Here is a 7,757-nt window from a genome sequence, read left to right as displayed (position 1 = left end):
TGAGTTTGTCGGCCACCTTTCTCTCTCGCATACCAACCAGATAATCCGGATACCCGGTATTCCTTGCGGTATTCCACGAAGTCGGTGGGCGCCAGGCCGAGCATCTTCCGGCACACGAAGTAGTCGGTGAGGATGATGAATACCCAGGTGTTGGTGAGAATGCCGGTGATGGCCAGGAAGGTGCCGGTGTACTGGAGGATGTTGCACACATAGAACAGCACCCCGAACGCCCACACCAAAACCATCCACCACTGCCGACCGGGCCGGTAGTTAAAGGCCATGTCCATGGTGTTGGAGAGCGCGATGGAGCCGGAGTACAGATTCATCACGTTGATGCGGATTTGCGTGATGATGGTGAAGATCACCCCGACCACGCCGATTACCATGGGGAACACAAAACCCGGGTCCAGCGCATGGCTCCAGACGTCGCCGCTCTTGATGTGCGGCATCAGGGTGTAGGCCAGGTAGGCGCCAAACAGCATCACCGCGACGATGGGGATCAGCATGCCGAGCATGATGGTGGCGGTGCCCTTATGGGTGATGCCCGGCTTGGCGAAACGTCCGTAATCGGTGGCCAGCAGACCCTGGAACACGATCTGGCCGTTGGCCATGTTCAGCACCATCCACATGGCGTTGCTGCCACCGTCGCCTTTCGGTTGCCAGCCGGCGAAGCCCACCGGCGTGTAGTCATTGGCCAGTTGCCACATACAGAACGCGAACAACACCACGAAGATCGGCACGCCCCAGGTCTGCAGAAACTGCATGGAGGACATGCCTTTCCATACGAACCAGATGGCCGCCAGCCCCATGGTGGCGAAGATGGCGATGCCCATGGGCGAGTCCACCGCGATGCCCAGCTGGTTGGCGATGGCATGGGAAACGATGGTGCCTTCGAACAAGAAATAGAAAATAAAATTGATCGCGTAGATCAGCGAGGTCACCGCCGAGCCCATATAGCCGAAGCCCAGACCCCGGGTCATCAGATTCAGCGACAACCCCTCCTTGCTGGCCAGCTTCATGATCACGGCGCCAATCACCGTGGCCAGCACCACCATATAAAGAATCGGTATCCAGACTTTTGGCCAGCCCACCTGGTAGGTCATATCGGCGCCCAGGCTGAACCAGAACATGGCGGTGGAGTTACCGAGAAGCACCAGGATGATGGCCGGGATCGGCCATCGATAGTGATGGGGCACGCGTCCGACGGCGTAGTCTTCCACCGCTTCCGCTTCAGTGATGTCCTGGGGACCTTGAAACCACTCTTTCAGCTTTCCCATATTTTTTCTCCAAAAAAAAGCCCCACCGACTCCGGGAGTCGATGGGGCTTCTTCGCCTTCGATTGTCTTTATCAATGGCGCTGCTGTTCAGCGCCTTCTGTTGAGTACCGCGACAGACCTCGTTGCCTGTGCCGGCACGGAGGCCAGCGATGCGATACCAGGCTTAAGCAATTTTCGCACCATCCAAGGTGCCAGTGGGTCGCGCGCGCTTCTGCACAGCGGCCACCGCTGGAAATACTAGCACCACCAAATCGAAAAGGTACACCCCTTGAGGGCGGCGCCGCACCATCAGGTAACACAATGCACCGCCATCGTGCTCACCGCCACCGGGTCCACGGCGCCGGCCGGAAAGTCCGGCCTGGCCATCCGTGGCCAGTCGTAAATCACGCTGCGAAGCATGCTTCGGTCGTGATTTACCCAGCCAGTTCTTCGGAGCGCTCCCGAGCGGCCGCCACGGCGGCCTGCACCTGCTCACGGAAACCGGCTTCCTCGAACACGCCGAGGGCGGCGGCGGTGGTGCCGCCGGGGCTGGTGACCCGCTGGCGCAGCACGTCCGGACCCACCTCGCTGGTGATTGCCAGCTGGGCGGCGCCCCAGGCGGTCTGCAGCACCAGTTGGCGGGCGGTGGCCTGGGGCAGGCCCTGGGACACGGCGGCGTCGATCAGGGATTCCATCAGCAGGAAAAAGTAGGCCGGCCCGGAGCCGGACACCGCGGTCACCGCGTCCAGCTCCTTCTCTTCCTCGAACCAGAAGGTCAGGCCCACGGCGCCGAGGATCTGGCCGGCCATGTCCTTCTGGGCGGCGCTCACGCCGTCGGCGGCGTACAGACCGGTGGCGCCGGCCTGCACCAGGGCCGGGGTGTTGGGCATGCAGCGCACGATGGGCGCCTCGCCCAGCCACTGACGCAGGTTGTCCACGGTGACGCCGGCGGCGATGGAGATGATCAGCGGCTGGCGCTCCTCGATCACCTCACGCAGGACGGCGCAGGCATCGCCCATCACCTGGGGCTTCACCGCCAGCACCAGCACATCCACCCGGCGGGCCACCTCCAGGTTGTCCTCGGTGACGTGCACCCGGTGCAGCTGGGCCACCTCGTCCAGGCGGTCCCGGGACGGGTCGCTCATCCAGATGCGCGCCGGGCGGATGCCCTTGGCGATCATGCCGCCGGCCAGGCTGTTGGCCATGTTGCCGGCCCCGATGAATCCGATCAGTTGCTGTGCCATAACTGCGCCGTTCCTCTTGTCCGTCACGCCTTCGGCGGGCGTGGTCCGAACAGGGCGGTGCCGATCCGGACCAGGGTGGCACCCTCTTCGATGGCCACGGGGTAATCCGCGCTCATGCCCATCGACAGGGTGTCGAGGGCCGGCATTGTATTGCGCAAATGTGACAGTGTCATGGCGAGCCGCCGGAACGCCGACCGGTTACCGTCCTCGGCGTCGGCCCGGGGGATCGCCATCAGGCCGCGCAGCCGCAGCCGGGGCCACTCCTGGAACGCCGCCGCCAGGGCCGGCACCTCCGCCAGGGGCAGCCCGCTTTTGCTCTCCTCGTCGTCCACATTGACCTGCAGGCACACGTTCAGCGGCGGCAGCCCCGCCGGGCGCTGGTCGTTGAGCCGCCGGGCCACCTTGGCCCGGTCCACGGAGTGCACCCAGTCGAAGCGGGCGGCCACGTCCCGGGTCTTGTTGGATTGCAGCGGGCCGATGAAGTGCCAGACCAGGTCCCGGCCGGCCAGGGCCGGCATCTTGTCCAGCGCCTCCTGCAGGTAGTTCTCGCCGAAATGGCGCTGGCCCTGGTCGGCCAGGGCGGCGATCTCGTCGGCGCCACGGGTTTTGCTGACCGCCAGCAGGGTGACCGCCTCGGGATCACGGCCGGCGGCGGCGCAGGCGGCCTGGATTCGTGCGCGAATCGAGGTTAGCGGCGTCTCGGTGTCGGGCATCATTGAATGGCTTCCGGGGAGCGGTTAAGTTTAGGAAATTCTACTGAGAAGAAACGTCATTCCAATGGATATCACCGAACTGCTTGCCTTCAGTGCCAAAAACGGCGCCTCGGACCTGCATCTGTCCGCCGGGCTGCCGCCGATGATCCGCGTCGATGGGGACGTACGCCGGATCAACCTGCCGCCCATGGAACACAAGGAAGTGCACGCGCTGGTCTACGACATCATGAACGACAAGCAGCGCAAGGACTACGAGGAGTTCCTGGAGACCGACTTTTCCTTCGAGGTGCCCGGCGTGGCGCGCTTCCGGGTCAACGCCTTCAATCAGAACCGGGGCGCCGGCGCCGTGTTCCGGACCATTCCCTCCAAGGTGCTGACCATGGAGGACCTGGGCATGGGCAAGGTGTTCCAGAAGATCTCGGATTTTCCGCGCGGCATCGTGCTGGTCACCGGCCCCACCGGCTCCGGTAAGTCCACCACCCTGGCGGCGATGATGAACTACATCAATGAGTCCCGCTACGAGCACATCCTCACCATCGAGGACCCCATCGAATTCGTGCACGAATCGAAGAAGTGTCTGGTCAACCAGCGCGAGGTGCACCGCGACACCCTGGGCTTCGCCGAGGCGCTGCGCTCGGCCCTGCGGGAAGACCCGGACATCATTCTGGTGGGCGAGATGCGCGACCTGGAAACCATCCGCCTGGCGTTGACCGCGGCGGAAACCGGCCACCTGGTGTTCGGCACGCTGCACACCACCAGCGCCGCCAAGACCATCGACCGGGTGGTGGATGTGTTCCCCGCCGAGGAGAAATCCATGGTCCGCTCGATGCTGTCCGAGTCCCTGCAGGCGGTGATTTCCCAGACCCTGATGAAGAAGAACGGCGGCGGCCGGGTGGCGGCCCACGAAATCATGATCGGCACCCCGGCAATCCGTAACCTGATCCGCGAGGACAAGGTGGCGCAGATGTATTCCGCGATCCAGACCGGCGGCGCGCTGGGCATGCAGACCCTGGATCAGTGCCTGCAAGGGCTGGTGCAGAAGGGCGTGGTGTCCCGCGAGGCGGCCCGCGAAAAAGCGAAAAGCCCGGACGCGTTCTAAGGGGAGGGATACCGTGGAATTCGATGATCTGCTCAAACTGATGGTGCAAAAAGGCGGCTCGGACCTGTTCATCACCGCCGGCGTGCCACCCAGCATGAAAGTGCACGGCAAGGTGCTGCCGGTGACCCGCAACGCCCTGACCCCTGACATGACCCGGGACATCGTGCTCAACGTGATGAACGAGAAACAGCGCAAGGAATTTCTCGAACACCACGAGTGCAACTTCGCCATTTCCGCCCGGGGCATCGGCCGCTTCCGGGTCAGTGCCTTTTACCAGCGCAATCTGGTGGGCATGGTGCTGCGTCGCATCGAGACCAAGATTCCCCAGGTGGACGAACTGCGGCTGCCGCCGGTGATCAAGGACCTGGCCATGACCAAGCGGGGCCTGGTGCTGTTCGTGGGCGCCACCGGCACTGGTAAATCCACCTCCCTGGCGTCGATGATCGGCCACCGCAACAAGAACTCCAAGGGCCACATCATTTCCATCGAGGACCCCATCGAATTCGTCCATCAGCACCAGGGCTGCATCGTCACCCAGCGCGAGGTAGGCATCGACACGGAATCCTTCGAGGTGGCCCTGAAGAACACCCTGCGCCAGGCCCCGGATGTGATTCTGATCGGCGAGGTGCGCAGCCGGGAGGTGATGGACTACGCCATCGCCTTCGCCGAAACCGGCCACCTTTGCCTGGCCACCCTGCACGCCAACAACGCCAACCAGGCCCTGGACCGGATCATTCACTTCTTCCCCGCCGACCGGCACGGCCAGCTGTACATGGACCTGTCGCTGAACCTGCGCGGCATCGTCGCCCAGCAGCTGATCCCCACCCCGGACGGCAAGGGCCGCCGCGCCGCCATTGAGGTGCTGCTCAACACGCCGCTGGTGTCCGACCATATCCGCAAGGGCGAGATCCACCTGCTCAAGGCGCTGATGGGCAAGTCCCGGGAGCAGGGCATGCAGACCTTCGACCAGGCGCTCTACGACCTCTACGACACTGGCGAAATCACCTACGAAGACGCCATCGCCCACGCCGATTCCCCCAACGATCTGCGCCTGATGATCAAGCTCGGCAATGAGACCGACGCCTCCAGCCTGGACCACGCCACCCGTGGCCTGAGCATCGAGGGCGACTGAGCCGCCCTCCGTTTTGCCTTCTTTTACCTTTTGTCGCCGGCCCGCGCTGGGGCCGGCGGGCGCCGCCGTGCTATTCCTGAACGCTCCCCGGGCGGCCCCGCCCCCACGGCGCCTTCACGGCGTTCGCGCGACGGTGAGCGGTGGCCCGCCCTCAAGGGCGCGATGAACATTGGAAACGTGGAAAAGGAGAGCACCACCATGAACAAGTTCGCTTCCGCTCACTGGCAAGGCGATATCAAGCAGGGCAAGGGCACCATCTCCACCCAGAGCGGTGCGCTCAAGGATCAGCCCTACGGCTTCAACACCCGCTTCGAGGACGAGCCGGGCACCAACCCGGAGGAGCTGATCGGCGGCGCCCACGCCGGCTGTTTCTCCATGGCCTTCTCCCTGCAGTTGGGCAATGCCGGTTATACCCCGGACAGCATCGACACCAAGGCCAAGGTCACGCTGGAGAAGGATGGCGACGGCTTCAGCATCACCAAGGTGCACCTGGATATGACGGCGAAAATCCCCGGCATCGACGACGACGAGTTTCAGAAAATCGCCAAGGCGGCGAAGGAAGGCTGCCCGGTCTCCAAGCTGCTCAACGCGGATATCTCCCTGGACGCCAAGCTGCAAAGCTGACTGTCCCCGGCGCCCGTCCCGTGGCGGGCGCCGACAATCATCATGGTCGATCTCTCACGGCATCCTTGAGAGATCGCTGATCCCCCTGCCCGACGTTCCTCGTCACACTGACCGTTGCCGTTCCTGTGTTCACCGGGTAATCGCCGGAACACCATTGACAACCATCACGTGACGAGTTACAAATGATCGTGTCTTTCGCCGACAAAACCACCCGGCGCCTGTTTGCAACGGGCCGCTGCCTGGGAGTACCGCCGGATGTGGAGCGCAGAGCCGCGCGCAAGCTGGAATATGTGCACCTGGCCACCTGCCTGGATGACCTGCGGGTGCCGCCGGGCAACCGGCTCCATCGGCTGGAAGGCGATCAGAAAGGGCGGCACGCCATCCGCGTCAACGAGCAATGGCGCATCTGCTTTCGCTTTGACGGCGAAGACGCTCATGACGTGCTGTTCTGTGACTACCATTCATAAAACGCCGCCGGCGGGAGGCACCATGACCCTCTTCAGTGTCACCGGCATGCAGCGCCGCCCCACCCATCCCGGGGAAATGCTGCGCGAGGATTTTTTGCCCGACTACCGGCTGACGGTCACGTCCCTGGCCGCGGCGGTGGGCGTGTCGCGCCAGTCCATCAACGAACTGCTGCGCGAACGGCGGGCCTTGAGCCCGGAAATGGCGCTGCGCCTGGCCCGCCTGTTCGGCAACACGCCGGACTTCTGGCTGAACGCCCAGCGCGCGGTGGATCTGTGGGACGCCGAACAGGCCATTCGCGACCAGATCGAACGCATCAAACCGCTGACCGCGGCCTGAGCGTCAGGCCGCGGGTTCGGTGAGGGTGCCGGCGCGGTAGTCGCGCAGGGCCTGCTCGATCTCTTCCTGAGTGTTCATCACGAAGGGACCGTACTGGGCGATGGGCTCACCGAGGGGCTTGCCCGCCAGCAGCACCAGCCGCGCGCCCCGGTCGCCGGCTTCCAGGGTGACCCGGTCGCCGTCGTCGAGCACCGCGGTGTGCTCCGCCGGCACCGTTTCGCCGGCCACGCTCAGGCCGCCCTCGAACAGGTACAGAAAGGCGTTATAGCCGGCCTTGATGGGCACCGTGAGCGACTCACCCGGGCGCAGTTTCACGTCCAGATACAGCGGATCCGTGGCGCCGCCTTTGACCGGCGCGCTGAGGGTTTCTCCGTCCAGCACCACCTCACCGGCGATCGCCTTGACCTGACCGCCGCCGGACAGATCCCGGCGCGGCATGTCCGTGTCCGCCACGTCCCGGTAGCCCGCCGGTTTCATTTTTTCCCGGGCCGGCAGGTTGATCCACAGCTGGAAGCCGCGCAGCAGGCCGTCCTGCTGCTGGGGCATTTCTTCATGGATGATGCCGCGCCCGGCGGTCATCCACTGCACGCCGCCCTGCTTCAGGTCGCCTTCGTTACCCAGATGGTCGCGGTGCTTCATGTGCCCCTCGACCAGGTAGGTCACGGTCTCGAAACCCCGGTGGGGGTGCGCCGGGAACCCGGCAATGTAATCGTCCGGATTGTCCGAGGAGAACGCGTCCAGCATCAGGAAGGGGTCCAACCGCACCGAGGGATTGTGGCCGAGGGCCCGCTTCAGGCGGACGCCGGCCCCGTCGGAGGTGTCCAGGGCCCGGATGGTATGCAGTACACGACGATCTTTCATGATGGCCTCCTCGCCCTTGCGGGC

At 64.3% G+C, this 7,757-nt stretch carries 9 protein-coding genes; 5 read left to right on the top strand and 4 right to left on the bottom strand.

What is annotated here, in order from left to right; genetic code table 11:
- From IM760_RS01560 to IM760_RS01550, 3 genes are all read right to left on the bottom strand, one after another.
- The coding region (locus IM760_RS01560; protein WP_204426787.1) for a purine-cytosine permease family protein at positions 1-1,277 on the bottom strand (1,277 nt) is incomplete at its 3' end.
- A 413-nt stretch (positions 1,278-1,690) separates the two neighbouring features.
- Entirely contained in the window at positions 1,691-2,500 is an 810-nt protein-coding gene (proC, locus tag IM760_RS01555; protein WP_204426786.1) for a pyrroline-5-carboxylate reductase, read from the bottom strand.
- Between the two features lie 23 nt (positions 2,501-2,523).
- Positions 2,524-3,216: a YggS family pyridoxal phosphate-dependent enzyme gene (locus IM760_RS01550; protein ID WP_420838120.1), complete on the bottom strand. Its 693-nt coding sequence runs from the start codon at positions 3,214-3,216 to the stop codon at positions 2,524-2,526.
- Between the two features lie 61 nt (positions 3,217-3,277).
- Here IM760_RS01550 and IM760_RS01545 point away from each other — a divergent pair, with 61 nt between their 5' ends.
- The 5 genes from IM760_RS01545 to IM760_RS01525 all read left to right on the top strand — a co-directional run bounded on the left by IM760_RS01545 (position 3,278) and on the right by IM760_RS01525 (position 6,872).
- A complete protein-coding gene (locus IM760_RS01545; protein WP_204426785.1) occupies positions 3,278-4,312 on the top strand; it encodes a type IV pilus twitching motility protein PilT in 1,035 nt (344 codons plus the stop codon).
- A 13-nt stretch (positions 4,313-4,325) separates the two neighbouring features.
- Positions 4,326-5,444 carry a PilT/PilU family type 4a pilus ATPase gene (locus tag IM760_RS01540; RefSeq protein ID WP_204426784.1) on the top strand — a complete coding sequence of 373 codons (1,119 nt, stop codon included), beginning with the start codon at positions 4,326-4,328 and terminating at the stop codon, positions 5,442-5,444.
- Positions 5,445-5,642: 198 nt separating this feature from the next.
- Positions 5,643-6,068 carry an OsmC family protein gene (locus tag IM760_RS01535; protein ID WP_204426783.1) on the top strand — a complete coding sequence of 142 codons (426 nt, stop codon included), beginning with the start codon at positions 5,643-5,645 and terminating at the stop codon, positions 6,066-6,068.
- A gap of 182 nt (positions 6,069-6,250) precedes the next feature.
- Entirely contained in the window at positions 6,251-6,535 is a 285-nt protein-coding gene (locus IM760_RS01530; RefSeq protein WP_204426782.1) for a type II toxin-antitoxin system RelE/ParE family toxin, read from the top strand.
- A 22-nt stretch (positions 6,536-6,557) separates the two neighbouring features.
- On the top strand, positions 6,558-6,872 hold the full coding sequence (locus tag IM760_RS01525) for a HigA family addiction module antitoxin (RefSeq protein ID WP_204426781.1): 315 nt from the start codon (positions 6,558-6,560) through the stop codon (positions 6,870-6,872).
- 3 nt (positions 6,873-6,875) lie between these two features.
- On the opposite strand, the gene IM760_RS01520 is transcribed toward IM760_RS01525, so the two are convergent.
- Positions 6,876-7,733 carry a pirin family protein gene (locus tag IM760_RS01520; protein WP_204426780.1) on the bottom strand — a complete coding sequence of 286 codons (858 nt, stop codon included), beginning with the start codon at positions 7,731-7,733 and terminating at the stop codon, positions 6,876-6,878.
- Between the last annotated feature and the right edge of the window lie 24 nt (positions 7,734-7,757).

The sequence above is a fragment of the Alloalcanivorax marinus genome, assembly GCF_016906305.1.
Taxonomy (GTDB): Bacteria; Pseudomonadota; Gammaproteobacteria; order Pseudomonadales; family Alcanivoracaceae; genus Alloalcanivorax; species Alloalcanivorax marinus.
This window is presented reverse-complemented; position numbering and strand designations above follow the sequence as displayed.

What these genes read in the sequence shown, in the direction of transcription:
- IM760_RS01545 (WP_204426785.1), top strand. Translation starts at nt 3,278, where the DNA reads ATGGATATCACCGAACTGCTTGCCTTCAGTGCCAAAAACGGCGCCTCG.
- IM760_RS01535 (WP_204426783.1), top strand. Translation starts at nt 5,643, where the DNA reads ATGAACAAGTTCGCTTCCGCTCACTGGCAAGGCGATATCAAGCAGGGC.
- IM760_RS01525 (WP_204426781.1), top strand. Translation starts at nt 6,558, where the DNA reads ATGACCCTCTTCAGTGTCACCGGCATGCAGCGCCGCCCCACCCATCCC.
- IM760_RS01530 (WP_204426782.1), top strand. Translation starts at nt 6,251, where the DNA reads ATGATCGTGTCTTTCGCCGACAAAACCACCCGGCGCCTGTTTGCAACG.
- proC (WP_204426786.1), bottom strand. Translation starts at nt 2,500, where the DNA reads ATGGCACAGCAACTGATCGGATTCATCGGGGCCGGCAACATGGCCAAC.
- IM760_RS01520 (WP_204426780.1), bottom strand. Translation starts at nt 7,733, where the DNA reads ATGAAAGATCGTCGTGTACTGCATACCATCCGGGCCCTGGACACCTCC.
- IM760_RS01550 (WP_420838120.1), bottom strand. Translation starts at nt 3,216, where the DNA reads ATGATGCCCGACACCGAGACGCCGCTAACCTCGATTCGCGCACGAATC.